Raw genomic sequence first — 24,847 nt, forward strand, 5'->3', positions numbered from 1 at the left:
TCGCGTTGGAATGACACGGCAAGCGGGAACGAGTCATGGCCTGGGACACAGAAGCGACGAAACGCCGCATCCTCGACGCGGCTGTCGCCGAATTCGCCGCCCACGGGCTGGACGGCACCACCATCGAGCGGATCGCGGGAGTGGCCGGGGTCAACAAGGAACGCATCTACAACTACTTCGGTGGCAAACGCGACCTGTTCGCCCATGTGCTTCGCGACGAACTCGTCAAGGTCGCGCAAGCGGTGCCGGTGGAATCCTTCGCCACCGAGGACGTCGGGGAGTACGCGGGACGGGTCTACGACTATCACCTGGAGCATCCGGAGCTTGAACGTCTGCTGCGCTGGGAAGGGCTCGCTTTCGATGCGGGGAACCCCGACGACGAGCAGCGACTGGGGCTGTACAGGGACAAGACGGCCGCCGTCGAGGCAGGGCAGCGGGCAGGTAGCGTCGCCGAGGAGATCGATGCGGATCACATGATCTTCCTCATCCTGTCGCTCGCGGGGTGGTGGTCCTCCGTGCCGCAGGTGGCCCGCATGCTGACCGGCTCCGACACCGATGCGGAGCGTGCCAGACGCAGGGAATCAGTGGTGCGTGCGGCCCGCCGGATCGCCCGGCCGGATTGATCCCAGATGCCGTCGGACAGAAAGCCGAGTGCGTTTGACGAGCGGGAACGGCAAGATGGTACGCATGCCGGGCCTTCTTGATGACGAGCGCCGCCGGATCCTCGCGTTCTGGCGGCTGCTGGAGCTTTTCAGCCCGCAATTGATGCCCAGGCCGATGTCCCTGGCCGACGGGTCCGGGAGCGAGCAGGTGATCGAATGGACACCGCCGGGTTCGTTGCCGTGGGAAACCCTCTCCTCCTCGGGGGGAAGGGGCCCCGGAGCCTGGCGGCATCTCGTTTTTCTGGGGGTGTACCGGTTCAAGGACACCTACGACTGGCTACGCAAGATCTCGGGGGAGGAAACCGAACACACCGAACGCCCCGCGGGCAGGGGCGCCTGCATCGGTCTGATACTGGACGAGGACGGGCGGATCATCCCGGACTCCGCGGTGCTGTCGTCGTCGCTCTGGGCCGTCGGGAGAATCGCCCACGGACAGATCCCCAGGGTCGAATGGGTCGACGAGTTCGGTGCCGCGCAGACCCGGCTGGGGGAGATCATCAACTCCTTCGAGCGTGCCAGGCGCGCGAGCATCGAGGGGGAACTGCCGCCGCCCCAGGACGCCGACTCCCTGCGGGAACTGCTGCGCATCGTCCAGAAGACCTGGGGCATCGAGGGCGCCCGCGAACTGTCCATGGACCGGATCGTCGTGAGAAGCCAGTGGGTGGACGACCGGCGCAGCGAAGAAACCCCGGACCCCGACTTCCTGAACAGCTGCTTCCGCACGGAACTGGATGCCGTGATCGCGGAACTGGAAACCGACGAACGACCGGGAGCCGCGCTGCGCGCCTACCTGACCCGTGACAATGAACTCGACGAGACCGGGCGGGTGGACATCGCCGATCATCCCGATGCGATCGATGCCCTGACCCTGCCGGAACGGCTTCCCTCCGGACGCTGGCCCCGCGACCCGGAGCAGTCGCCGACCCTGAGACAGCAGTTCGTGACGAACCGCGCCCTGGACGACCTGGCGCCCGGACAGGGACTCATGGGCATCAACGCGGCACCCGGCGAGGACAGGACCGTCGTGCTGCGCGACATCCTGGCCGGCAACATCGTCGAACGCGCCCGGCGCCTGGCGTCGCTGTCGCACCCGATGGAGGCGTTCACCACCGAGGAGCACAGCTGGAAGGACGCGAAAGGATTCCAGCGCGTCGTCCTGCAGCTACGGGAGGAGTTCTGCGGATTCGAGACGGTGGTGATCTCCGAAAATGACGAGGCCGCCGCGGGATTCGCCGCGGAACTCACGGGCCGGGAGGCTCTGGGGCGGCCGTGGCGGGAATCGGCGGACTACTTCGCCGACATAGCGACCGCGATTCGTGACGGGGAAACAGCCGGTGGAAACCGGAAGGCAGGGGGTGCCTGGGGCATGGTCGCGGCCTGGCTGGGGGACAGGAAAACCCGGGAGGCGTTCAGGTCCGAGTACTGGTTCGACAAACCTGGCCCCGGCGACGGGGAGGCCGGGTCCGTCAGGATGCTGGGCAGGTTACGGGACTGGCGCGACGGCAAGGCCTCCCATCAGAGCTGGTGGCTGGCCAAACACGACTTCCACCAGGCCGAGAAGAAGGTGAAACGCCTGACCCGGATGATGATCGATGCCCGTGACGCGATGCTGAGCCATCAGGAGCTCGTGGAACGCGAACGTCTTCTGCGGGAACGCGTCCCGGAGGTGGCGAAGGAACTCGCCGCAGCTGAATCCGAGATGACGGCCAACGCCAAGGCGGAGGAACAGGCCAGGCGGAAGGTTTCGGAAACCACCACCGAGCACTACAGGACGCTCGCCTTCAAACCCGGGGCGACCGAGTTCGTGTTCACCCTCGGCAACTCCGCCCGGGAGTGGCGGAAGCAGCACGACGTGGCGGCAGCCGAACTTCAGAAGGCGGAGCAGGAGTACCAGCACAGGCTCGAACGCGGCGAGGAGCTGCGGGCCCGTTTCGAGAAACTGCGGATGGAGCAGGTCGAGATGGAACCGGAACTGGAGGGCATCGGGGCCGAACTGGACCAGTTGCGCCGCGAGATCAAGAAGAACCGGAGACGACTCGGCGAAAACTATCCCGACGAAGAATGGGTGGGCCAGAGGCGCGAACTCAACGCCCCGTGGCTGGAGGCCGAACTGCAGACCGCCCGCTCCGAGCTCTTCCTTGCCGCGATGCGCCTCCACGAGGACTTCCTGTCCGGGACCGCCGTTCGCATGGTGGGCGCGTTGGGGACCGCCGTCGACGTCGTCGCAGGAAGGGTTCCGGAGAACCTGGAACCCGAGAAGATACGGGCCGCCTGGCAGCTCTTCTTCCTGGCGGTCCCGGTGGTTGCCACCACCCGTGAGGGGTTCGCGGAGATGTTCGGCGAGTTCGGTCCCGAGGGCCTCGGGTGGGTGGTCGTCGACGTGGCGGACCGGGTCGCCCCGCCGCGTGTGCTGAAGGCCCTCCGGGTGGCCCGGAGAGCGCTCACCATCGGTGACTCAGCCGAACGCAGGACTGTCACGCTCCCGGACAGGGTGCTGGCCGGGATGGCCGACGCCTGCGGGGTCTCGGCCACCTGGGTGCCGCCCAGGGCATCGGCCCAGACCCTGTCGGACCGGGTCGCCAGGTTCGGCACCACCCTCGTTCACGGTGGGGAGGATGGGGAGAAGACGTGGGTGAGCATTCCGCTCGCCCACCGTCCCGCCGAGGCCCGGAACGACGGGGGAGCGGGTTAGGATCACCCAACTGATGGTTCAGGAGGATGCCATGACGTTTGTGAACATCACCGCGCTGAGGATCCCCGAAGGTGCGGGACCGGAGATCGAGAAACGGTTCGCGGCCCGCAGACGCGCGGTGGACGCGGCCGAGGGTTTCGAGGGTTTCGAATTGCTGCGTCCTCGGTTCGGTGAGGACCGTTACTTCGTCATCACCCGCTGGGACACCCGAGAACACTACGACGCCTGGGTGGCCGGCCGCGACACGAGCGCCCACGCCGACGACGAACGCCGCGGAATGTCCATTGAGCTGCTGGGATTCGAGGTCGTCCAGCACGACGAGTAGAACGAGCGGATCGCGACGACCACTCAGGTGACGGCGATGGCGTAGGTGCGCGTGGCGTCGTTGCAAGTGATGCCGTCGGGTTCGCAGTTCCTGACCGTCATGGTCGTGATTCCCGGGGAAACCCCGGTCAGGGTCAGCAACGCCTCTGCCGGGGCGTAACCGGGCATGGGGCCGGGCCGTTCGTCTGGAACAGAAGTGACAACAAGATGTGGGGCAGAAAATCATGCCCACCCTCTTCCTCCGGGACCGTGGCCGGGTTTTAAATGGTTTCGACACAGCCGTTCGCTTCGCTCACGTGCTGGTTCAACCAGCTTCAAGGAAGCGGTCCGCGATACGTTGTCGATCAGGCCTTCCGAGCCCCGGCTCGGCTGGCCTTGGTGGAGACGCGTAAAAAACCCGTGGAAGAACACGTTTACGCGGGTGAACGGGCTCGCGTGCGCATCCACGGGACCGGATCGATCGGACGTCTGTGAGACGTCACACTTCCGTAAGGATTTCTCCCTGTTCCGCGTCATCACGGCGGCGGAAGACTTCCGGGCATGAAGAAATACCTCCTGCCCCTGGCCCTGTCAGCCATCATCGTGCTCGGCGGCTGCTCCCAAGCGAACTCGTCCTCCGATGCCATGTCTTCCGCGAAGTCTCCCTCCTCGGCCACGTCGCACAGTGATTCGGCGTCCCAGTCCTACATCACCTACGACCAGTACCAGGCCTCCAAGGACAAGTACGCCGACTCGAAGGTAGTGCTGTTCTTCAACGCCAAGTGGTGCCCCGACTGCCGGGCCATCAACGAGGCGCTGACCTCCGATCCCGGGAAGATCCCCGCGAAGACCACCGTGGTGAGCGTCGACTACGACCAGCACACCGATCTGCGGCAACGCTACGGGGTGACGACGCAACACACCTTCGTGCAGATAGACACCAACGGCGAGAAGACACGCCAATGGGTCAGCACTTCGGTGGATGCCCTGCTCAAGGAACTCCAGGGCTGACTTCATGATCGTCACCGCTCTGCTCTCCCTGGTCGCAGGTGTCCTGACAGTGCTGGCGCCGTGCGTGTTGCCGTTCCTGCCGGTCATCGTCGGCGGAAGCCTGGGACACGGTTCCAGGCGCCGCCCCTACCTGATCGCGGCCTCGCTCGTCGTGTCGCTGCTGGTTTTCACACTACTGCTGAAAGCCAGCACCGCCTTCCTCAGCATCGATCCGCGCGTCTGGGCCATCGGGTCGGGCGTGCTGGTGATCCTGCTGGGGGTTGCGATGCTCTTCCCCGGTTTGTGGGCCCGGGTAGCCCGGTGGACCAAGCTGGAGGCTGCCCACGGCCTCCTCGGGAAGGCCCGCAACCAGCGCGGTGAAACCGCGGGGGCACTCCTGACCGGCGCCGCACTCGGGCCGGTGTTCAGCAGCTGCTCGCCAACCTACGCGTGGGTCATCGCGACGGTACTGCCCGCCAGTCCCGTCGCAGGCATGATCTACCTGGGTATTTACTGTGCGGGCATGGCGGGGGCGCTGCTGGGCATCTCCCTGGCGGGCCGCAGGCTCGTCGATCGGCTCGGCTGGGCCTCGAACCCGCGCGGCTGGTTCCAGCGTGCCATCGCGGCACTGTTCATCGTCGTGGGTCTGTTCGTTTCCACGGGCCTGGACAAGGCACTCCAGACCTGGGCCGTCGACAAGTTCCCTGCGCTCACGGCCTTCGAACAAGGACTCATCCCCCAGAGCAACGCGGCCCCCGGGGTGGCGGGCAATGCCGAACAACGGCAGCTCGGCCCGGCCCCGGAACTGGCCGGTATCTCCCACTGGGTCAACAGCAACCCCACCACCCTGGCCGACCTCAGGGGCAAGGTCGTGCTGGTTGACTTCTGGACCTACAGCTGTATCAACTGCATGCGCACCCAGCCCTACCTGAATGCCTGGTACGACCGCTACCGTGCCGCCGGACTGGAGATCATCGGCGTGCATGCGCCCGAGTTCACCTTCGAAAAAGTGCCGGAGAACGTCGAGAAGGCGGTGCGTGACGCGGGCATCAAGTACCCAGTGGCCCTGGACAACGACTTCGCCACCTGGCGCGCCTACCACAACCGGTACTGGCCCGCGAAATACCTGATCGACAAGGACGGCAACATCCGCTGGACGCACTTCGGCGAGGGCAGCTACGACGAAGCGGAGAAACAGATCCGCGACCTGCTCGGCGAAACCGGGGACAAGGCCGGGGTCACCGGGGAAACCACGCAGCCCACGCGGGGGCAGTCACCGGAAACCTACCTCGGTACCCGGCGCGCATCCGGTAACGAAACCCGGTTGGAGACCGGGGAACGCGACTACGGCCAGAACCCAGCGCCCGGTGCCACCAATCGGTGGAGCCTGTCCGGGAGCTGGACGGCCGGCGACGAATCGATCACCGCCGCCCGAGACGGGGCGCAACTGAACTATCGCTTCGCCGGGCGTGAGATGTTCCTGGTGATGGACGGTCCCGCAGGGGCGAAGGTGCGCGTCCAGGTCGAGGGCGGCGGTCCACCCGGTGGGGCCGACGTGCAGGGCGAGGAGGTGACGATCTCCGGTGCCCGCCTGTACCGGCTGGTGCGGCTGCCCGAGGCCACCCGGGGAACCACCGTCACCCTGACCTTCGACAAAGGCGTGAGCGCCAATGCATTCACATTCGGATGAGCAGCCCTACCCTGAGCCCATGGGAAACATCCTGCTCGTCGACGACGACCCGACCGTGCGCGGTGTGGTCTCCGACTACCTGCGTGCAGCCGGGCACAGCATCACCGAGGCATCCGACGGGATCAGCGCCCTGGGACTCGCCGACGGCTGCGACCTGGTGATCCTGGACCTCATGCTGCCCGGTATCGACGGCCTCGAGGTGTTCCGGCGGATCCGCTCCCGCGGGGTGGTCGCACCGGTGATCATGCTCACCGCCAAGGGCTCGGAGGCCGACCGGGTGCTGGGCCTGGAACTCGGCGCCGACGACTACCTGGCCAAACCGTTCAGCCCCCGCGAACTCGTGTTGAGGGTCAACGCGGTGCTGCGGCGACAGCAACCCCGGCCCGAACGGGAGATCATCACCGACGGCGACCTCATCCTCGACCTAACAGCCCGGAAGGCCACCCTCGCGGGCGAGACGCTGACGCTCACGCTCCGCGAGTTCGACCTGCTCGCCCACCTGGTAACCCATCCCGAGAAGGTCTTCTCCCGTGAGGAACTGATGCGCGTGGTGTGGGGCTGGGACGTCGGCGACGCATCCACGGTGACGGTGCACGTGCGGCGGTTGCGCGGGAAGGTGGAGCCCGACCCACAGCATCCCACCCGGCTGGTGACGGTGTGGGGTCGCGGATACCGGTGGGAGGCCTAGTGACCGGGCAGCTGCTGGTAGTCGCCGCCGTCACCCTGCTGGTGGGTCTGGGCTGCACCGCCATGACCCTGAGCGTGGCTAGGTGTTCCGTTCGCTGGGCCGCCCTGCTGAGCCCCATCACCGTCGTCGTGACCGTCGGGGTCGGGATGCTGGTCGGGGTGCGGCTGATGCTGATCGAATCGGTGGGGGTGCCGCTGCTGCTGCTCGCCGCCACCGTTCCCGCGGCCCTGCTGGCGGGTGTGCTGGTGGCGTTGCGCAGCCAGCGGGTGATCGCGGAGGCCGCGGCGGCGCTGGAACAGGAACGTCGCCGACGCGAGGTGGAGCAGGGCAGGCGCGAACTCATCGCGTGGCTGTCCCACGACCTGCGCACCCCGCTCGCCGGTATCAGGGCGATGGGCGAGGCGCTGGAGGACGGCATCGCCCCGGACCCCGCCAGCTACCACCGCGCCATCGTCGCGGAGGCCGAACGCACCGCCGCCATGGTCGACGACGTCCTGGCGCTGGCCGGGCTGCAGTCCGGCACCCTGGAGCTGAACTCCGAGACGGTGACCGTTAGCGACCTGGTCTCCGACCTCGTCGGCAACCTCACCCCGCTCGCCCTGCGCCGCGACGTGCGCCTCACGGGTTCCGTCGAGGGGGATTCCAGCGACGTCACGGGAGACGCGGGACTGCTGTCAAGGGCGCTGCAGAACATCATCGGAAACGCCATCGCCTACACCCGTCCCGGAACCGAGGTGACCGTGGTCGTCAGCGGCGGCGACGACACCGTGCGGGTGCAGGTCCGCGACGGCTGCGGCGGGTTGAGTCCGGAGGCCCTGGAGAAGTCCTTCACCGCGGGTTGGCGCGGCGACCGGGCCCGCACCCCTGGCGCTGGGTCGGGAAACGGACTCGGCCTGCCGATCGTCCGCACCATAGTCGCGGCCCATCGGGGCACCGTCGACCTGCGGAACCGGCCACCGGGCTGCGAGGTCACGATCGAACTGCCGAGAGCGGCTGTAGGGGCCAAAATCCACGAATGAGCCGGTTTGTGTCAGATGCGGACGGCAAGATGGAGGCATGCCCCGAACCAGCTTGGACAGTCAACGACAGATTCTCAGTTGCTGGTGGCTGCTGGAGATGTTCAACCCGCAGCCGATGCCGAAAACCACCCCTCTCGCCACCCGTCCGGAAAATCTGCATGTGATCGAGTGGACGCCGCGGGCGCCCCTGCCCTGGACATCACTACCGGCCCCGACCAAGAAGGATCTCGTCTGGCGGCACGAGGTCTATCTCGGACTGTACCGGCTCGAGGAAACATACGAATGGCTGCACAAGGCTTTCTACGACGACAACGATGCCTACGATCCACGGCCACCGGGGTGCAGCGCCTGCGTCGGTATGGTGGTGGATCAGGACGGGAAGCTGGTTCCCGGGTCCGCAGTGCTCTCCTCGGCCCTGTGGGCGGTTGGACGAATCGCCAACCAGTCCAGATCCGGGGAGAAGATCAACATCACGCTGGACTGGATGGAGAAATTCGCGGCTTCCCAGGAACGCCTCTGCAAAGAGTTCGACACCGTGGAGGGCAGGCGTCGTCAGGAAGCAGGGACACAAGAGCCCCCGGCCCAGGATCCCGGGTCCCTCGAAGATCTTGTGAAAACGGCTCACTGGGTCTGTGACATCAGCAAACTGCCCGACCTGGCCACCAACAGAATCCTCATCAAGAGCGTTCAGGTCAGCGACAGGAACGAGCAGGAACTGGAGTTCCTCAACAGCTTTTTCCTCGAAGACCTGGGCAGGGTGTGGCGAACAATCATCGACGGCGCCATTCCCGGGAGCGCACTGGAGGCGTATCTGACCAGGCCCTCGGACATCCGGGAGACGGACCGCGTGGACGTCATGGCCAGTCCTGAGGTCGTGACGAAAGGCGCCGGCATCGAGCGGCTGCCGCTCGGGCGATGGCCCACCAACCCTGCCCATTGCCTGGCGCTCAGCCAACAGTTCGCCGTCAACCAGGCCTTGGACGACCTGGCGACTACCCGCGGACTCATGGGTGTCAACGGACCGCCGGGAACGGGGAAGACAACCATGCTCCGTGACCTGCTGGCCGGGAATGTGGTGGAACGGGCCAGCCGCCTCGCCGGGCTGACACATCCGAGGCAGGCCTTCACTGGGACGGAACACCGCTGGCAGAATCCCAACGGTCGGAATTGCACGGTGCCTCAGCTGCGTCCCGAACTCACCGGCTTTGAGATGGTTGTCGCCTCCGCGAACAACGCCGCCGTCGAGAACGTCACCAACGAAATTCCGGCTCGCAACGCCATCAGCGACCCGTGGATCACCCGAGCCGACTATTTCGCGGAGATCGCGACATGCGTCCTGAGGGGAGCGACGCCAGTGGAACCGGGGAGTGAAGACGTGCCCGGTGCTCCTGCCCCCACTGAGGCCTGGGGGCTGGTGGCCGCCCGTCTCGGGAACAAGAAAAACCGTAACAGGTTCTGCTCCGAATTCTGGTTCGACAAAATGATCGCTAGAACCAAGGAACGGGATCCGGAAACTCCGAAGCGCATGCAAACCCGCCTCAAGGAATGGGCTGGTGGAATGGTTCCGGTACGTACCTGGGAACAGGCACGCGAGGAGTACCACCGGGCTGAGCGGCGGGTCCGGGACCTGATGGAGGAACGGTACCTGGCCGCGGAACGGCTGTCCATTCTTCCGGTGCAGGAGGGCCGGCAACGAGAGCTCCAGGCCAGGGTCAAGGCGCTCGAGGAGAACAGGAACGCCATCGGGGCGGAATTGCAGGACCTCCTGCGATACGTGAGCCGGGCGGAGGAAGAGGTACGAGACGCCGTGGCCAGGCGTGAACGGGAAATGGAGTCAAAACCCGGCCTCCTGGAGATCGTCTTCACCCTGGGACGGGCCATCCGGGAATGGCGAACACGATTCCAGGTGGTTTCCGATCAGCTGGACGAGGTTGAGAAAAGACACCAAAGCATCCGAGCCCATGAACAACGGCTCCGTGAACACCTGGCCGGAATCGGTAGGGAACACGTGGTCTGCGCCAATCAGCTGAACCAGGTGACGGATCAGGTGGTCGAGTTACGAGCGGAATGCGTCCGCGACAGAAGTCGCTTCGGAGCAGGTTATCCCGGTCGGGGCTGGGTGGGGGACCACCGCGAGATGCGCGCTCCTTGGCTCGATCCGGAACTGGACGAGGCACGATCGGACCTGTTCCTTGCAGCTCTCAAACTGCATGAGGATTTCCTGGCGAACACCGCACAGCAGATGAGGGACTGGCTCGGTGCGGCGGTGGATGTCGTTGGCGGACGCCATCCCCGGGAACTCGAATCCGAGAAACTCCTGGCGGCATGGCAGCTGTTCTTCCTCGTGGTTCCACTGGTTTCCACCACCTTCGCATCATTCGGTCGGATGTTCGGCAATCTTGAAGCGGAGTCCCTGGGATGGGTGTTGATCGACGAGGCCGGGCAGGCCTGCCCGCAACAGGCCGCAGGGGCGATCTGGCGGGCCCAGCGAGCCGTCGTCGTCGGGGATCCGCTTCAGCTGCCACCTGTGGTGACGATCCCGAAGAAGGTCCAGCTGGACATCGCGGCCTCCTGTGATGTGAGCGCCGACTGGCTCGCTCCACAGGTTTCGGTGCAGTCCTTGGCGGATCGGGTAGGGAAGTTCGGTACCACCTTGGGGCAGGGAGACCGGGACATGTGGGTGAGTGCCCCGCTGAAGGTTCACCGCCGTTGTGACGACCCGATGTTCTCGCTGTGCAACCAGATCGCCTACAACGGGATCATGGTCAATGGGGTGCACCGGGGAGCCGGTGAATCGGTGTGGTCACAGATACCGCACAGCAGATGGCTGGACGAACCCGCGAACATCAACGAGACCCATCTGCAACCCAATCAGATACGCCGACTGCAGCAGGTCCTGGAGGATCTGGAACGACGTGGAATCCCGTACTCCGACATGATCGCGATCTCACCCTTCCGCGAGGTTGCGAACGCGTTGGAAACCTTGAAGAAGCGATACGACAAGTTACGTGCGGGCACCATCCACACCGCTCAAGGACGTGAAGCCAACGTCGTGTTCCTCGTGCTGGGAGGGGCGCCCGACCGCCCGGGAGCCAAGGCGTGGGCGGCACAAACCGTCAACCTGGTCAACGTCGCGGCCAGCCGAGCGAAACGGCGGCTGTACGTCGTCGGGGACCGTGCGGAATGGGCGAAGTACAACTACTTCCAGCAGCTGTCAGCAGTGCTGGACTGAATTACCGCGCCAAATACTCGGCGACGTAGTCGACGTCCTTGTCGCCGCGACCCGACAGGTTCACGACAATCACCTTGTCAGGACTCATCGTCGGCGCCAACCGGATGGCGTGCGCCAGGGCGTGCGACGACTCCAGGGCGGGGATGATGCCCTCGGTGCGGCACAGCAGCTGGAAAGCGGCGATGGTCTCGTCGTCGGAGGCGGTGACGTACTCGACGCGACCCGTATCCCGCAGGAAGGCGTGCTGCGGACCGACCCCCGGGTAATCCAGCCCGGAGGCGATGGAGTGCACCTCCGCAGGGTTGCCGTCCTCGTCCTGCAGCAGCAGCGTGCGCATGCCGTGCAGCGTCCCCGAGGTGCCGAGGGTGATCGTCGCGGCGTGCTCGCCGGGCACGTCGAGGTTGCGGCCCGCGGGTTCGACGCCGAACATCTTCACCGGCTCGTCCTCCAGGAAGGCGGTGAACAACCCCAGCGCATTCGAGCCGCCGCCGACGGCGGCCACCAGCGCATCCGGCAGGCGCCCCTCCTTCTCCAGCACCTGGCGGCGGGCCTCGCGGCCGATGATCGACTGGAAGTCCCGCACCATCGACGGGTACGGGTCCGGGCCGACGGCCGAACCGATGGCGAAGAAGGTGTCGGCGTAGTCGGCGGCGAACACCGAGAAGGCCGAGTCGATGGCCTCCTTGAGGGTTTGCCCACCCGAGGTGATCGACACCACCCTCGCGCCCAGCATCTCCATCCGCACCACGTTGGGATGCTGCTTGGCCACGTCGACGGCGCCCATGTGGATCTCGCACTCCAGCCCGAGCAGGGCGGCTGCGGTCGCCAGCGCCACGCCGTGCTGCCCCGCGCCGGTTTCCGCGATCAATTTCTTTTTGCCCATCCGCTTGGCCAGCAGCCCCTCGCCCAGGCAGTGGTTGATCTTGTGGGCACCGGTGTGGTTGAGGTCCTCGCGTTTGAGGTAGATCATCGCCCCGCCGAGGTGCCTGGTCAGCCCGGCCGCCAGGAACAGCGGCGACGGGCGGCCGACGTAATCGGCCAGCAGCGCCTCGTATTCGGCCTGGAAACCGGGGTCTTGGCGGGCCTGCGCGTAGGCAGCTGCCACCTCGGCGATGGGAGCTTCGAGCTGCGGGGGCAGGAAACGACCGCCGTGGTTCCCGAAGAACCCGGCCTCGTCAGCGTGGATCAGCGAAGTCATGTCGCGAATGCTATCGCTGGTCGGCTGGGCGATTGTCGACGGTTGCGGCATCGGACATGTCGTCGGAGTAGATTCCGGGCGCGTCGTAGATCAGCGACGCCCCGTCGGCGGCCTCCCGGAGCTCGCGCGGGGCGATGGCGTGGGCGATGTGGTAGACGGCCACGGTCACGATGGTGCCGAGCGCGATGCCACCCAGGGTGAAGCCCTCGGTGATCGGCAGTTTCACGTCGCCGATGCCGATGATGATGCCCGCTGCCGCCGGGATCAGGTTGATGGGGTTGCCGAAGTCGACGTGGTTTTCCTTCCAGATCTTCGCTCCCAGCAGACCGATCATGCCGTACAGCACCACGCAGATCCCACCCAGTACCGCGCCGGGGGTGGCGGAGATCACTGCCCCGAACTTCGGTGACAAGCCGAAGCAGATCGCCACCAGGGAGGCGACCACGTAGGCTGCCGTCGAGTAGACACGGGTGGCGGCCATCACACCGATGTTTTCCGCATAGGTGGTGGTCGGCCCAGCGCCCACGAGGGTCGCGAGCATCGAGCCGCCGCCGTCGGCGGCGACGGCGCGCCCCATCAGCGGGTCCAGGTTCTCGCCCGTCATCTCCGCCACGGCCTTGACGTGACCAGCGTTCTCGGCGATCAGCGCGATCACCACCGGCAGGGCGATGATGATGGCTCCCAAGGAGAACTGCGGAAGGTGGAAACCGACGACGTTGCCCGCGCCGCCGAACCGCCAGTTGGCCAGGTCGGTGACGGGTGGCAGGCCGAACCAGTCGGCGGCCTCGACGGCAGACCAGTCGACGCGCATCTTCTCGGTGACGGTGCCGTCGGCGGCGGCGCTGCGCATCGGCCCGAATGCCAGGTCGAAAACCCAGCTCAGGATGTAGCCGGCCACCAGCGACAGGAAGATGGCGATGCGCCCGAGGAAGCCGCGCAACCCCACGCTGAGCGCGATCACGATGAGCATGACGATGAACGCCAGCCACGGATCCTGCGGCCAGTACGTGTTCGCGACCACCGGGGCCAGGTTGAAACCGATCAGCATCACGACCGCGCCGGTCACCACGGGCGGCAGGGTCTTGTGGATCACCCGGGCGCCCGCGAAGTGGATGATCAGACCCACCATGAACAAGGCCAACCCGACCACGAAGAGCGCACCCGACAGGGTCGCCGGGTTACCGCCCGCCGAGTAGATCGCGGTCGCCACACCAACGAAGGAGGCCGACGACCCGAGATAGCTGGGCACTCGGTGTTTCACGACGAACAGGAAGATCAGCGTCGCGATGCCGCTCATCATCACCGCGAGCTGCGGGTTGAGCCCCATCAGTAGCGGGAACACGAACGTGGCGCCGAACATCGCGACGACGTGCTGGGCGCCGAGCCCGATCGTGCGTCCCCAGCCGAGCCGTTCGGTCGGGGCCACCACCGCCCCGGGAACGAGGATTCCGTTGTTGTGCAGCTTCCAGCCGAACATGGCCCAGTCCTTTCGTCGCGGGCATGTTACTGCCCTTGCCGGGGCGGGGAACAAGTGACGCCACCATTCGTGAACAACTCGGAGGGTTTTCCCGGAAGCTGGTTGAGCCGAGCCTCACGGGCGTCATCGAGTGGGTCGTGTCGAAACCATGGTGATCGTGGGCGAGGGTCCGGGGAAGGGCTTCGGGCCCCGGCTAGGGTTGGGTCATGGTGTTGGACGTCGTTGTGATCGGGGCCAGCGTCGCGGGGCTGACCGCGGCCCGGCGCCTGGCCACGGAAGGTTTTTCCGTGGCGGTTCTCGACCCGAACCAGGCACACGCGACCGCCGCCATCGGCCACGGGGTCGCGGCCTGCGCTCACGCCAGCACCGTGGCGAACATGGCCGGTGCCTACGGCGACGAGGCGGCGCGGGAACACGTGCGCCGCAACCTGGCGGGTCTGGAGGAGATCCGGGGGGTCGCGGCCGCCGGCGCACTGGAGCTGACCGAGGTGGAGTTGCACGACCACTCCCTGGGCGTAGCCCTGGACCGGGAACTGAACCGGGTGCTGAAGCTGATCGGCGACGGCGGGGCCGAGATCTCGCTGCTGCCCGCCGAAGCGAGCACCCGGGCGGCGGCGGGGCTGCGTTCCCCCGCGCTGCTTGTCGACCCGGCCGACTACGCCGCCGTCCTGGATGAGCAGGCCGAGGCCGCCGGGGCGAAGATCCTCCATGACGTCACCGTCACCCGCATAAAACGTCTCGACGGGGCAACCCAGGTGGCGTTCCGGCGGAACCTGGCGTGGTCGCGGGACCTCGAGGTCCTCACCGCGCACGCCGTCGTCGACACCTTGGCGGTGAGCCCGTGGGGGTCGGTGGCGGGCGTGGGGCAACCGCAGTACGTGCCGACCCTGCGGCTGCGGGGCGTCGAGGTGCCCGGGGAGGTGACGCTGCTGGCAGGCCCACCCACCTGGCTGATCCGGCCCATCGGTGAGGAGGTGCTGCTGCTCGGCCCGAAATGCGCCCGCGTCCAGGTGGCCGAGGCCGCGGCGGCGCTCATGAACTGGGCCGCGACCGAGTTCGGGGCCCGCGACGTGATGCCGGGACAGCTCATCATCGACCCCAGCGACCACGGCCGCCCCGTCGTCGGGGCTTCCGCGATACCGGGCGGTTTCTACACCCGAGGCAACGGCCGGGGTGAACTGATGAACGGCACCGCGTCGGGCTGCTACCTGGCGGCCCTGCTGCTCGGTGTCGACGCGGCCCGCAGCGTGTCGCTGCCGTGGGCCTCGAAGGTGCGGGCCGGCGTGGGCCGACTGCTGCGTCGTCGTTGAGAACACCGGATCGTCTGGCCGCGACACCGCGACCGGTATGTGGCTGCTCGCCGGGGAACTCCATCCACCCCGGTAGTGTCCCCACCGGATTCGAAGCGACCCTAGGAGCCCCATGAGCCAACCCGCACCCGACGAGCAGCCCATGGCCTGGCGGTCGCTGTGGGCGATGGTGGTGGGGTTCTTCATGATCCTCGTCGACAGCACCATCGTCACCGTCGCCACCCCGACGATCATGCGGGAGCTGGGTGCGGACGTCACCTCCGTGGTGTGGGTGACGAGCGCCTACCTGCTGGCCTACGCGGTGCCTCTGCTGATCACCGGGCGTCTCGGTGACCGGTTCGGGCCGAAACTGGTCTACCTGATCGGGCTGGTGGTCTTCACCCTCGCGTCCCTGGGATGCGGTCTGACCACCACAATCGAGCTGCTCATCGCCGCGCGGGTGGTGCAGGGACTGGGCGCCGCGCTGATGACCCCACAGACCATGACCGTCATCACCCGCGTCTTCCCGCCGCACCAGCGCGGGACGGCAATGGCGGTGTGGGGAGCCACGGCGGGGCTGGCGATGCTCGTCGGCCCGATGCTGGGTGGCCTGCTGATCGGGCTGCTCGGCTGGGAGTGGATCTTCTTCATCAACATTCCCATCGGAGCGGCAGGCTACATCGCGGCGCATCATCTCGTCCCGGACCTGGAGCAGCACCCGCACCGCTTCGACTGGCCCGGGGTGACGCTCTCCGGCATCGGGTTGTTCTGCATCGTCTTCGGCCTGCAGGAGGCCAGCACCCACGACTGGGGGGTGATCGCGGGCCCCATCTCCGTCGGGTCGCTGCTGGTGGTCGGGGTGTGTTTCCTCGCGGCCTTCGTGGTGTGGCAGCGGTTCAACCCCAACGAGCCGCTGATGCCCCTGAAGCTGTTCGGGGACCGCAATTTCTCCGTCGCGAATCTGGCCATTGCCCTGGTCGGGATGACCAGCGTCGCCACCCCGTACCCGCTGATGATCTGGGCTCAACAGGCCCGCGGGCTGAGCCCGCTGTTCGCCGCTTTGGTGAACGCGCCTTCCGCGGTGGTCACGCTGATCGTGGCGAAATGGAGCGGACAACTGGTCAACCGGGTACATCCCCGCTACCTGACCGTGACCGGAGGGCTGGTGTGGGCCTCCTCGCTGCTGGCGGCCGGGCATTTCCTCGACACCACGACGCCGGTGTGGGTGCCGGTTGTCCTGCTGACCTTCACCGGCGTGGCCAGCAGCCTGGTGTTCGGACCGCTGTCCACCGCCGCGACGGCGAACCTGCCCATCACCTACGCCGGCGCCGGGTCGGGGGTCTACAACGCCACCCGGCAGGTGGGTTCGGTGCTGGGCAGCGCCGTCGTCGCAACCGTGATGAGCACCCTGCTGGCCACTTCTCCACAAACCCCAGACGGTATCGCCTCGGCCATGTCGGGCACGCTGCTACTGCCCGCCGCGTCGATTCTCGCGGTGGGTGTCATCGCCTGTTTCCTCGAACGCCCGAAGCACCAGCGAAAGAACTGAGCCCGAACGATCGCCCCTCCCCGCGCGTCAGATCCAGGTGCCGAACCACATGCGCGACAGCCATTCGGGGCGGGTCAGCAGGCCGTCGGTGAGGATCGGGTAGATGAACGTGAAGTGCAGGATCACCAGACCGATTGCCAAACCCACCAGCATGGCGCGGATTCGGCGTTTCGGGTGATTCGCGGGGCCGAGGATCCTGCCCAGCGCCATCGCCAATCCCGTCACGTAGAAGGGCAGCAGCACGATGGCGTAGAAGAAGAACAAAGGGCGGGCCGCGAACTGGAACCACGGCAGCCACACCGACAGCACTCCCAGGACGGGAACTGCGAACCGCCAGTCGCGGCGACCCAGCCACCACCAGATGCCCGCGACCAGTGCGGCGCAGGCCATCCACCACAGCACCGGGGTGCCTATGCCGGAGATCACCCGCAGACAGGTGGTGCCGACGGCCTCGCAGCCCTGATCACCCGGCTGGATTTCGTTCTGCGCGTCGATGCCGATCGGCCGGACCATCATCAGCCAGCCCAGGGGATGGGCCTCGTAGGGGTGCTCCGCTTCGACCATCATGCCGTCACCCGTGTGGAACGAGAAAGCCCAGACGTGATAGTTCCACAACGCCCCGAGGTCGGGTCCGAGCAGTTTCACTACGGGATTGTCCGGGTTTTTGACCCCCCAGTCACGCAGGTAACCTCCCGAGGTGGTCAACCAGCCCGTCCACGAGGCGATGTAGAGGGGGATCACCAGCACCACCGTCGACAGGAAGGCCATGGGGGCGTCCCCGAACAGCGACTTCCACATGCCCAGGACGTGGGCGTAGAGAATCAGACCCCCGACGGCACCGATCAGCAGGGCGGCCTGCACATAGCCGATGCGGGAACCTGCGATGATCGTGGCGCAGAGCATGAAAACCGACGCCACGCTCCAGGTGAGCCAGGTGACCTCGCGTCGCTTCCCCGCCCCGGCGAGCCTGCGGGCCCCGATGTCCCAGGCCACGATTAGAATCCCGAACACCGCCATCACGTAGACGGAGTTCCACTTCACCGCGCAGGCCGCGCCGAACATCAGCCCGGCGACGAGCCGCCATGGCCTGAACAGGACCAGCGGTCCGTAGTCGCCGTCGAGGGAGTCCAGGTTGTTTCTGCGCAGGTAATCGGCCAGTCGCAGCCGGAACCAGTCGCGATCTGCGACCAGCGCGGCGACGGCGGCCAGCACGAAAGTGGCCTGGAAGATGTCCAGCAGCGCGATCCTGCTCATGGTGAAGGCCAGGCCGTCGAAGGTGATCAGCAACCCGGCAATGCCCCCGACCAGCGTGGAACGCGACAGGCGGCGCGCCAGCCGCACCGTCAGCAACACCAGCAGCGCCCCGAAAACGCAGGCCGAGATCCGCCACCCGAAGGGCGTCATCCCGAAGAAATGCTCCCCGATCGCGATCAGCCATTTGCCCAGCGGCGGATGCACCACGGCGGCCGGGCCCTCGGTGAAACCACTCAGGTCACCGTCCGCGATCTTGGCGTCCGTGTTGAACGGTTTGTTGGCCAGCCACTGCCTCTCGTACCCGGAGTGCAGCAGCCCCCAGGCGTCCTTCGCGTAGTAGGTCTCGTCGAAGACGATTTTCGCCGGGAACCCTAGGTTGTGAACGCGTATCAGGAAGGCAAAGACCGCGAGGCCCGTTGCTAACAGCCAACCGGCCAGTCGATCTTGGAGCCGGCCATCCTCGAGCGCCTCGATAGTCCTCACCACGCGGACAGTCTAGGGGAGGGGGTGCCGAGAACCGCCTTCCGGCATCGCCGCAGCCGGGAGTGACTTCCGCAACAGGGCCTAGGCTGGCCGGCATGGAACCCACGCGAGGCCGGTTGGTGTTGGCGGCCACCCCCATCGGTTCGCACACCCACGCCAGCCCGGCGCTGCGGGAGGCCCTGTCGGCCGCCGACGTGATAGCCGCCGAGGACACCCGCCGTCTGGCCGCCCTGCTGCGCCGCATCGACCTGGCCACTGCTGCCCGGGTGCTGTCCTATTTCGAGGGCAACGAGGCCGCCCGCACCGCCGAACTGACCGGGGCGGTGGCCGACGGGCAGGACGTGGTGCTGGTCACCGACGCGGGCATGCCGTCGGTCAGCGACCCCGGGTACCGCCTCGTGGCGGCCTGTGTCGAACGCGACCTGCCGGTCACCGCGGTTCCCGGGCCGTCGGCGGTGCTGACGGCGCTGGCGGTCTCCGGTCTGCCCTGCGACCGGTTCTGTTTCGAGGGTTTCCTGCCCCGCAAAGCAGGGGAGCGGCGCAGCCGGCTGGCGGGGTTGGCGGCCGAGGAACGCACCATGATCTTTTTCGAGGCCCCGCACCGGCTTCACGAATGGCTGCTCGACGCCGCCGATGCGTTTGGCGCGGATCGGCGGGCCGTGGTTTGCCGGGAACTGACGAAACCTCACGAGGAGATCGTCAGGGACGACCTGGCCGGGCTGGCCGGGTGGGCGGCCGGCGGGGTGCGTGGCGAGGTCACCGTCGTCGTCGCCGGGGCGGAACCGGTCCGGGCCGGGACAAGCGACGCCCTCGAGTTGGTGGCCTCCCGGATCGCGGATGGTGAGAAACTGTCCCGGGCCGTGCGTGTTGTCGCCGACCTGCTCGGGGTCCCGCGCAAGGAACTCTACGAGGCCGCGCTGGCGGCCAGGAAGAAGGAACAATGACCCTTCCGCAACATCTGCCCGCTGCGCCTGACATGCTTCCTGCGCATGTCATCGACAACCACACCCATTTGGGATCCACCACCGAGTACTCCGGTCTCGGTGTCGCGGATTCGCTCACAGCCGCGGGCATGGTCGGGGTGAGCGGGGTGGTGGACGTCGGATGCGACCTGCCGTCCTCGCGCGCCGCGGCGCAGCTGGCGGCAACCGACCCCAGGGTCCGGGCCGCCGTCGCCATCCATCCCAACGACGCCGCCCGGCTCTTTCAGCGTGACGGACTGGCGGCCCTCGACGCCGAGCTCGCGGAGCTGCCCGCCCTGGCCGCGCTGCCCGGGGTGGTGGCGGTCGGTGAAACCGGCCTGGACTATTACCGCACCCGCGATGCGGAGGCCCAGCGGGTGCAGGCCCACAGCTTCCGGTTCCACATCGCACTGGCCCGGGAGAACAACCTCACCCTCGTCATCCATGACCGTGACGCCCACGCGGACGTCCTGAAGGTCCTCGACTCCGTGGAATCTCCCGAGCGGGTCGTGATGCACTGCTTCTCCGGGGACGCGGACTTCGCCCGCGAATGCGTGGATCGCGGTTACTGGCTGTCCTACCCGGGGGTGGTGACCTTCGGCTCGGCCGGGTCGCTGCGGGAGGCGGCGAAGGTGACGCCCCTGGAACGCATCCTCGTCGAGACCGACGCCCCCTATCTCACGCCGAAACCGCAGCGCGGCAAACCCAACGCCCCCTATCTGCTGCCCCACACCGTCACCTTCTTGGCCGACCTGCTCGGCATCGATCTGGCAGATTTCTGCCGCCGGGTGACGGCCAACACCGAGGCCGCCTACGCGACCCGCTGGGGCGGCGATGCCTGATACCGGTCTGCTCGATCCCGCCTCGGTGCGCCGCATCGCCGCCGAACTGGGGCTCCGCCCCACCAAACAGCGCGGCCAGAACTTCGTCATCGACGCCAACACGGTGCGGCGCATCGTTTCGCTGTCCGGGATCGGACCTGACGACGTGGTGCTGGAGATCGGGCCCGGGCTGGGGTCACTGACCCTCGGTTTGCTGGAGGTGGCGAGCGAGGTGAGTGTCATCGAGATCGACGAACGCCTCGCAGGAAGGCTGGGGACCACCGTCGCGCAACGACTGGGCCGGGACGCGGCGGCTCGCTTGAACGTGGTGGCCGCCGACGCCATGACCGTCACGGAACTGCCGGGCCGGCCGCCGACCGCGGTGGTCGCGAACCTGCCCTACAACGTGTCGGTGCCGGTGCTGATGCATCTGCTGGAGAGTTTCCCGTCGTGGCGGCGGGGCCTGGTGATGGTGCAGTTGGAGGTGGCCGACCGGCTCGCGGCGCAACCCGGTTCGAAGGTCTACGGGGCCCCCAGCGCGAAATTGGCGTGGTGGGCCTCGGCGAAGCGGGTCGGCACCGTGCCCCCGAGGGTGTTCTGGCCCGTGCCGAACGTCGACTCGGGGCTGGTGCGGCTGGAACGCCGCGACCCACCCGCGACCACCGCCACCCGGGAACGGACCTTCGCCGTGATCGATGCGGCCTTCGCGTCGCGCCGCAAGATGCTGCGGGCGGCGCTGTCGGGGATGTTCGGTTCCTCGGCGGCGGCCTCCGAGGCCATCGAATCGGCGGGCATTGATCCACGGGCCCGGGGCGAGGCCCTGGACGTCACGGACTTCGCCGCCATCGCGAGCAGACAACAGGTAGGTTGAGCCCGTGAAGGAAGTGCGGGTGCGGGTGCCGGCCAAGGTGAACCTGGCGCTGAACGTCGGAGCCACCGACAACGAGGGCTATCACGCCCTCGGAACCCTGTTCCAGGCGGTGTCGCTGTTCGACGACCTGGTGGCGCGACCCGCCGAGGCCGGGGTGTTCCGGGTGAGTTTCCGGGGCGAGGGCGCCTCCGGCCTGCCCACCGACGACACCAACCTCGTGGTCCGCGCGGCCCGGCTGCTGGCCGGGACCTGCGGGACGGGAAACCTCGGGGCGGAGATCCGGGTTCACAAACGCATCCCCGTCGCAGGAGGCATGGCCGGGGGATCGGCCGATGCCGCCGCCACCCTGGTCGCCTGCAATCAGTTGTGGGGGACGAGCCTGGATACGGGGCAGCTCCACGCTGTCGCGGCCCGGCTCGGTGCCGACGTGCCCTTCCTGCTGCACGGCGGCACCGCCGTCGGCACCGGGCGGGGGGAGAAGCTGAGGCCCGTGCCGGTGCGCGGCAGCTTCCAATGGGTGCTGGCACTGAGCCATCATGGCCTGTCCACCCCAGCGGTGTTCCGGGAGTTCGACCGCATCAGTCCACCCCAGCCCACCGGAATCGATTCCGGTCTGCTGGCCGCCCTGGCCGATGGTGATGCTCGCCGTGTGGGTGCGCTGCTCAGAAACGACCTGCAGCGGGCGGCCTTCAACCTCCAGCCCGAGCTGGCCGACGTCCTGGCAATGGGACGCGAGGCGGGTGCGACCGGCGCCCTGGTGAGCGGTTCCGGCCCCACCATTGCCTTCCTGGCCGGCACCAAGGCCGTCGCCGATGCGATCTCCGACCGGCTGGTGCTGTCCTCCCGGGTCCGTGCCGTGCGTCGCGCCCACGGGCCGGTACCGGGCGCGCGGATCGTGAACTGAAGGAGCACAGATGGACGAGGTCGACGAGGTGATGACCGCGTGGCATCGGGAACGCCCCGACCTCGCCACCTCCCCCATGGGGGTGTGGTCGCGGATCCACCGGCTGGCGGCCCTCCTGAACGGGGAACGCAAACGCTGTTTCGCCGAACACGGCCTGGAGGTCTGGGAGTTCGACGTCCTGGCGGCCCTGCGGCGCGCCGGACGGCCCTACCGGCTGTCCCCGGGCCAGTTGCTGCAGCAGACCCACGTCACATCCGGGACCATGACCAACCGGGTCGACCGGCTCCGTGCCCGGGGCCTGGTCACCCGCCGCTCCGACCCGAGCGACGGCCGTGCCGCCCTCGTCGAGCTCACCGCCGCCGGGCGCCGGGCCGTCGACGAGGCCCTCGGGGCGCTGGTCGAGCTGGAGGAATCCCTGCTGGCCGGGTGGCCGGAGACGGAACGCCGAGCCCTGGCCGGGATGCTGCGGCGGCTCCTCGCGGCCGCGCAGGACTGATGCGAATCCCGCCACCGCCCGTTCCGGATCGCCTGTCACAATTACAGGTGTCCGCTCAATGAAGAGGACATCGGGGTTTCCACCATCGGTCCCGGAGCGGCCGCCCTGCTGAAAGGGGTAAACGATGAGGACGACGAGGACCGCGGTCGCGGTTGCGGGCGCGATGGCCGGGGCCGCCGGTCCGGCGGGATCCGGACCCGGGGCGTGAGAAGTGCTGCGGAAGCTCCTGCGGCTCCTGCTGGTCGCGTCGTGGATCATCGCTTTCCTGCTGGCCTACCAGTCAGTTGAGGCCGGTAGCGCGGTGTCCCCCTTGGTCGCTCGTGCTCACATCCAGGTGACACGATGGGCGGGGGATGCCTCGGTGGATGATCTGCGGCGCGACCTCGGGGAACTGGCCCGTGAGAAGGGAATCCTGATCGGACAGGTGGTGCCTTCCCTGGAACACAATCGCACGGGCAGGACCATCTATTTGACCGGAGCCGGCGCTGATGAGTTCGTGGCCTCGGATCCGGCCATGGATTTCGGGTACGCCATGCGCACCGAGCTCAAGCCGATGCCGGAAATCGGGATGCGCGGCCCGGTCGGGTGGTGGATCGTGCTAGGAGAGGCCGGCGGCGGCGCTGTGGCCGATGCCCTGCGTGAGCACGGCGCCGAGGCCCACCAACTCGAACCCGCAGGATATCCCGACATCAGGAAACTGGCTTCCGGGTCCAGTGAGGTCATCTGGGTGACCGCGCTGCTCCTGGCGGGCGCGACGGCCGCCTCCGTCGTGTCACGGACGCGGCGGTACGCCATCAGACGCCTGCACGGTGGGGAGGTGTGGGCCAGCTGGCTGAGCGAGATCGGGCCCCTGTTCCTGGGGTGGCTCCTGGGTGGGGCGGTGACGACGGCGGTGGGCGTTGGCTGGGCCGCCATCGCGTTCGGGGGAGTGGGGGCCGGTGAGCTGGCGGCGCAGACCGTCCTGATGGCCGCCCTCCTGTTCTCCGGGGCGCTGGTTTCGTTGTTGTTCTTTCTGTGGATCACGCACGGCACCGACATTCTCGGAGCCATCAAGGGGGAGATTCCCGGGCGGCCCGTGTTGGCGGTGGCGTATTTCCTGAGATGCGTCTCCGTCGCCCTGGCGCTCGGCCTGGTGGCCGGTGTCGTGACTCTCTCGGCGGACGCGAGGAGCCGCGAGGATGCGATACGTCCCCTGCTGGAACTGGGCGACGCATCCGTGGTGGTTTCCGGCAACGCCTACAACAGCGAGGACGAGGACCGGCTGGTGGAGGTCATCAGGTCCTGGCTGGCTTCCAAGGACAGGGCAGGGGACCTGCTGCTGGCGAAACGCCAGACGCTGGCGGAGATCCCCGATGATGGAATGTCAGTTGAATCGCTCTGGGTCAATCACCGCTATCTCGAGGAACAACGGGTGATGTTGGCCGATGGGACCAGGGCCACGGCGGGCAGCCTCGGGGACGGGATCACGATCCTGATCGGCCCCGGGTTGTGGGATTTGCGTGACCGGGTCAGGAAACAAGCGGAGGCCCTGTTCGAGGGAATGATCCGGCAGGACGCGGGCGATCTCCCGGTGAAGGTCGTTCCCGTCGGGGCGGGCCAGGTGCTGAACACCTTCTCCATGCCACCGGAGGTGGCGGGGGAATCCTTGACGACGACGAGTTCCTCGCTGCTGAGTGATCCGGTCGTGGTCGTTGTTCCTCCCGGGGTTTTCGGTCCCTATGCCGGCACGGCGGGAGATGGGCAGCTGTTGGTTTTCGGAACGGATGGGATCCGTGCCGATGTCATGAACAATCCCGAGCTCGGCCGTTTCGTGTTGAGCGTCACCCCCGTCGTGGAACGGGCCGGGACCATCATGGCGGACAAGAGAAACGAGTTGAGGATTGCGACCTTCGGTGCCGCGACGGCAGGGGTGGTGGCGGTTCTGGCCGGAGTGGCGGTGGCCGGGGCCTACACCAGGTTGCACGCCTCCCGCATCCTTGTCCGGCATCTGCACGGCTGGAGCATGTGGTCGAACTACCGGGTGCTGATCGCGCTGGAAGGGATCATCCTGCTGGCGGTCCTGGCCTGGGCCCCCTACGAAGTGACGCGGAGGCGAGCGGAATTCGAGGCGCTTTTCGCAGGTGACCCCACCCTGCAGGCCCCGGCCCTCCAGGTCCTCGACATGCTCCCGGCCCTGCTGGTGTCGCTGGTCGCCACGGGCGGGTTCGCCCTCACGCTCCTGATCGCGCACCGGAACATCGTCAGAAACGGAATCAGTGAGGCCTGAG

The 24,847-nt window shown here is 67.3% G+C and carries 20 protein-coding genes; 16 read left to right on the forward strand and 4 right to left on the reverse strand.

Annotation, left to right across the window (positions count from 1 at the left end; all coding sequences use genetic code 11):
• Positions 1-35: 35 nt before the first annotated feature.
• The 3 genes from EL272_RS02590 (at position 36) to EL272_RS02600 (ending at position 3,679) form a co-directional block, all read left to right on the forward strand.
• The gene (locus EL272_RS02590; RefSeq protein ID WP_014845654.1) at positions 36-623 is read left to right on the forward strand and encodes a TetR/AcrR family transcriptional regulator; all 588 of its coding nucleotides are present in this window, start codon (positions 36-38) and stop codon (positions 621-623) included.
• Positions 624-687: 64 nt separating this feature from the next.
• Positions 688-3,354, forward strand: coding sequence for a hypothetical protein (locus tag EL272_RS02595; RefSeq protein ID WP_061788224.1), 2,667 nt, complete (start codon positions 688-690; stop codon positions 3,352-3,354).
• Between the two features lie 31 nt (positions 3,355-3,385).
• Positions 3,386-3,679: an antibiotic biosynthesis monooxygenase family protein gene (locus EL272_RS02600; protein ID WP_041697110.1), complete on the forward strand. Its 294-nt coding sequence runs from the start codon at positions 3,386-3,388 to the stop codon at positions 3,677-3,679.
• A gap of 23 nt (positions 3,680-3,702) precedes the next feature.
• Here EL272_RS02600 and EL272_RS15205 read toward each other — a convergent pair whose 3' ends face one another.
• The gene (locus EL272_RS15205) at positions 3,703-3,846 is read right to left on the reverse strand and encodes a hypothetical protein (protein WP_157682452.1); all 144 of its coding nucleotides are present in this window, start codon (positions 3,844-3,846) and stop codon (positions 3,703-3,705) included.
• A 372-nt stretch (positions 3,847-4,218) separates the two neighbouring features.
• On the opposite strand from EL272_RS15205, the gene EL272_RS02605 reads away from it, so the two are divergent.
• Genes EL272_RS02605 through EL272_RS02625 form a run of 5 tightly spaced genes read left to right on the forward strand, consistent with a single transcriptional unit; the run spans position 4,219 to position 11,276 of the window.
• Complete coding sequence (locus EL272_RS02605) at positions 4,219-4,668, forward strand: thioredoxin family protein (RefSeq protein ID WP_014845657.1); 450 nt, start codon at positions 4,219-4,221, stop codon at positions 4,666-4,668.
• 4 nt (positions 4,669-4,672) lie between these two features.
• Complete coding sequence (locus EL272_RS02610) at positions 4,673-6,337, forward strand: cytochrome c biogenesis protein DipZ (RefSeq protein ID WP_014845658.1); 1,665 nt, start codon at positions 4,673-4,675, stop codon at positions 6,335-6,337.
• A 19-nt stretch (positions 6,338-6,356) separates the two neighbouring features.
• Positions 6,357-7,025: a response regulator transcription factor gene (locus tag EL272_RS02615; RefSeq protein ID WP_073970115.1), complete on the forward strand. Its 669-nt coding sequence runs from the start codon at positions 6,357-6,359 to the stop codon at positions 7,023-7,025.
• Positions 7,025-8,044, forward strand: coding sequence for a sensor histidine kinase (locus EL272_RS02620; RefSeq protein WP_014845660.1), 1,020 nt, complete (start codon positions 7,025-7,027; stop codon positions 8,042-8,044). The genes EL272_RS02615 and EL272_RS02620 overlap by 1 nt, the downstream gene beginning before the upstream one ends.
• A gap of 37 nt (positions 8,045-8,081) precedes the next feature.
• A complete protein-coding gene (locus EL272_RS02625; protein ID WP_061788227.1) occupies positions 8,082-11,276 on the forward strand; it encodes a DEAD/DEAH box helicase in 3,195 nt (1,064 codons plus the stop codon).
• A 1-nt stretch (position 11,277) separates the two neighbouring features.
• Here the strand turns inward: EL272_RS02625 and trpB are convergent, their stop codons facing one another.
• Positions 11,278-12,474 (reverse strand): tryptophan synthase subunit beta, encoded by a 1,197-nt coding sequence (gene trpB, locus EL272_RS02630; RefSeq protein ID WP_061788247.1) that lies wholly within the window; start codon positions 12,472-12,474, stop codon positions 11,278-11,280.
• Between the two features lie 10 nt (positions 12,475-12,484).
• A complete protein-coding gene (locus tag EL272_RS02635; protein WP_061788228.1) occupies positions 12,485-13,951 on the reverse strand; it encodes a uracil-xanthine permease family protein in 1,467 nt (488 codons plus the stop codon).
• Positions 13,952-14,157: 206 nt separating this feature from the next.
• On the opposite strand from EL272_RS02635, the gene EL272_RS02640 reads away from it, so the two are divergent.
• Both EL272_RS02640 and EL272_RS02645 read left to right on the forward strand, forming a co-directional pair.
• Positions 14,158-15,261 carry an FAD-dependent oxidoreductase gene (locus tag EL272_RS02640; protein ID WP_014845664.1) on the forward strand — a complete coding sequence of 368 codons (1,104 nt, stop codon included), beginning with the start codon at positions 14,158-14,160 and terminating at the stop codon, positions 15,259-15,261.
• Positions 15,262-15,373: 112 nt separating this feature from the next.
• Positions 15,374-16,789 (forward strand): DHA2 family efflux MFS transporter permease subunit, encoded by a 1,416-nt coding sequence (locus EL272_RS02645; protein ID WP_061788229.1) that lies wholly within the window; start codon positions 15,374-15,376, stop codon positions 16,787-16,789.
• 27 nt (positions 16,790-16,816) lie between these two features.
• Here the strand turns inward: EL272_RS02645 and EL272_RS02650 are convergent, their stop codons facing one another.
• On the reverse strand, positions 16,817-18,529 hold the full coding sequence (locus tag EL272_RS02650; RefSeq protein ID WP_014845666.1) for a dolichyl-phosphate-mannose--protein mannosyltransferase: 1,713 nt from the start codon (positions 18,527-18,529) through the stop codon (positions 16,817-16,819).
• A 92-nt stretch (positions 18,530-18,621) separates the two neighbouring features.
• On the opposite strand from EL272_RS02650, the gene rsmI reads away from it, so the two are divergent.
• From rsmI to EL272_RS02680, 6 genes are all read left to right on the forward strand, one after another.
• Positions 18,622-19,470: a 16S rRNA (cytidine(1402)-2'-O)-methyltransferase gene (rsmI, locus tag EL272_RS02655; RefSeq protein ID WP_082793912.1), complete on the forward strand. Its 849-nt coding sequence runs from the start codon at positions 18,622-18,624 to the stop codon at positions 19,468-19,470.
• Positions 19,467-20,330: a TatD family hydrolase gene (locus EL272_RS02660; RefSeq protein ID WP_061788231.1), complete on the forward strand. Its 864-nt coding sequence runs from the start codon at positions 19,467-19,469 to the stop codon at positions 20,328-20,330. The genes rsmI and EL272_RS02660 overlap by 4 nt, the downstream gene beginning before the upstream one ends.
• Positions 20,323-21,180: a 16S rRNA (adenine(1518)-N(6)/adenine(1519)-N(6))-dimethyltransferase RsmA gene (rsmA, locus tag EL272_RS02665; protein WP_014845669.1), complete on the forward strand. Its 858-nt coding sequence runs from the start codon at positions 20,323-20,325 to the stop codon at positions 21,178-21,180. Before EL272_RS02660 ends, rsmA begins: the two co-directional genes overlap by 8 nt.
• Positions 21,181-21,184: 4 nt before the next feature.
• A complete protein-coding gene (locus EL272_RS02670; RefSeq protein WP_061788232.1) occupies positions 21,185-22,084 on the forward strand; it encodes a 4-(cytidine 5'-diphospho)-2-C-methyl-D-erythritol kinase in 900 nt (299 codons plus the stop codon).
• 10 nt (positions 22,085-22,094) lie between these two features.
• Positions 22,095-22,580 carry a MarR family winged helix-turn-helix transcriptional regulator gene (locus tag EL272_RS02675; RefSeq protein WP_061788233.1) on the forward strand — a complete coding sequence of 162 codons (486 nt, stop codon included), beginning with the start codon at positions 22,095-22,097 and terminating at the stop codon, positions 22,578-22,580.
• Positions 22,581-22,791: 211 nt separating this feature from the next.
• Positions 22,792-24,846: a hypothetical protein gene (locus EL272_RS02680; protein WP_061788234.1), complete on the forward strand. Its 2,055-nt coding sequence runs from the start codon at positions 22,792-22,794 to the stop codon at positions 24,844-24,846.
• The last annotated feature ends 1 nt before the right edge of the window (position 24,847 follow it).

The organism is Arachnia propionica, from assembly GCF_900637725.1.
GTDB lineage: Bacteria > Actinomycetota > Actinomycetes > Propionibacteriales > Propionibacteriaceae > Arachnia > Arachnia propionica.

Coding starts and splice junctions, on each gene's coding strand:
- EL272_RS02645 (WP_061788229.1), top strand. CDS start 15,374: ATGAGCCAACCCGCACCCGACGAGCAGCCCATGGCCTGGCGGTCGCTG.
- EL272_RS02635 (WP_061788228.1), bottom strand. CDS start 13,951: ATGTTCGGCTGGAAGCTGCACAACAACGGAATCCTCGTTCCCGGGGCG.
- EL272_RS02640 (WP_014845664.1), top strand. CDS start 14,158: ATGGTGTTGGACGTCGTTGTGATCGGGGCCAGCGTCGCGGGGCTGACC.
- EL272_RS02610 (WP_014845658.1), top strand. CDS start 4,673: ATGATCGTCACCGCTCTGCTCTCCCTGGTCGCAGGTGTCCTGACAGTG.
- trpB (WP_061788247.1), bottom strand. CDS start 12,474: ATGACTTCGCTGATCCACGCTGACGAGGCCGGGTTCTTCGGGAACCAC.
- EL272_RS02605 (WP_014845657.1), top strand. CDS start 4,219: ATGAAGAAATACCTCCTGCCCCTGGCCCTGTCAGCCATCATCGTGCTC.
- EL272_RS02660 (WP_061788231.1), top strand. CDS start 19,467: ATGACCCTTCCGCAACATCTGCCCGCTGCGCCTGACATGCTTCCTGCG.
- EL272_RS15205 (WP_157682452.1), bottom strand. CDS start 3,846: ATGCCCGGTTACGCCCCGGCAGAGGCGTTGCTGACCCTGACCGGGGTT.
- EL272_RS02625 (WP_061788227.1), top strand. CDS start 8,082: ATGCCCCGAACCAGCTTGGACAGTCAACGACAGATTCTCAGTTGCTGG.
- EL272_RS02600 (WP_041697110.1), top strand. CDS start 3,386: ATGACGTTTGTGAACATCACCGCGCTGAGGATCCCCGAAGGTGCGGGA.
- rsmI (WP_082793912.1), top strand. CDS start 18,622: ATGGAACCCACGCGAGGCCGGTTGGTGTTGGCGGCCACCCCCATCGGT.
- EL272_RS02595 (WP_061788224.1), top strand. CDS start 688: ATGCCGGGCCTTCTTGATGACGAGCGCCGCCGGATCCTCGCGTTCTGG.
- EL272_RS02590 (WP_014845654.1), top strand. CDS start 36: ATGGCCTGGGACACAGAAGCGACGAAACGCCGCATCCTCGACGCGGCT.
- rsmA (WP_014845669.1), top strand. CDS start 20,323: ATGCCTGATACCGGTCTGCTCGATCCCGCCTCGGTGCGCCGCATCGCC.
- EL272_RS02675 (WP_061788233.1), top strand. CDS start 22,095: ATGGACGAGGTCGACGAGGTGATGACCGCGTGGCATCGGGAACGCCCC.
- EL272_RS02615 (WP_073970115.1), top strand. CDS start 6,357: ATGGGAAACATCCTGCTCGTCGACGACGACCCGACCGTGCGCGGTGTG.